The 864-nt window shown below is 45.0% G+C and carries 2 protein-coding genes; both read right to left on the bottom strand.

Annotated elements, in window-relative coordinates:
- Nucleotides 1-427, bottom strand: a 427-nt coding sequence (locus A3739_RS00385) for an imelysin family protein (RefSeq protein WP_197471908.1), incomplete at its 3' end; no start/stop codon positions are given.
- Between the two features lie 214 nt (nt 428-641).
- The coding region (locus A3739_RS29050) for a hypothetical protein (RefSeq protein WP_197471907.1) at nt 642-864 on the bottom strand (223 nt) is incomplete at its 5' end.

The raw sequence follows: 864 nt of genomic DNA, 5'->3' as shown, positions 1-864 counted from the left end.
AGGCGCCATCAACAAAGCAACTGCTTTTGGCCGGCCAGCTATAAATTCGCTCTCGAATACTATTGTTCCCGCCGTCGAATGATGGCCCGAAGTTCATGACTTCAGCTTGTTGCCACGCAGTCATCGCAGCTTGCCAAGTGCTCTGAGCTGTCGCTAGGGTGGATGCGACATTGGCGGAACTAATTGCCACTTCATCGCAATATGCATCAATAGCATTTGCTAGGCTTAGTGCTTGGTTGTTGCTGTTCTGTAAAACTGGAATCACGGCATTCGCAATATCGGTTAGTGCTTGTTGTTGGGCAGTCAATTCTGCATCCGGAGTGGGGTTGTTGTTTGTATCTGAGCTTGAGCTACCTCCACCACCACAGGCTGTTAGGAGAAATACGGAGGCGCTGATAATTACAGAAGAACGTTTCCAGTTGAACATAATGTACCTCAATTCTTATGTGTTGGTTTCAATGAGCAAGTGATTAAGGTTTGCTTGCTGGAACTGAAACTAGGTTAGACCTGATAATGTTTGTGTTTTTAAACGCACAAAAGGGTAGGCTCTAAATGAATCCTACCCTTGTTGTAAAGCTATCCGTTGCTCAGCGGCTTGTATAACTGCTTAATGTGCTGGCTAACGGAAATTGCGTAGGTGCTTACCAGCCGTTTTCACCGTTTGCATCACCCATATTCTCATCAGCAAAGTTGTAAGCAGCTTGGAGAATATCGCGTGAAGCAATCAGGCTTGCACGATAGTTATTGATCGTGGTTGTATCGGCAGTAGAAAGTACAGGTGCATCACCTAGGTTGGTGTTGATTGTTTCAATGTCTGTGATACTGATTAGTGCATTCGGGTTAAATTGAAGGCACATAACAAAA

It is taken from the genome of Oleiphilus sp. HI0067 (genome assembly GCF_001635735.1).
This window is presented reverse-complemented; position numbering and strand designations above follow the sequence as displayed.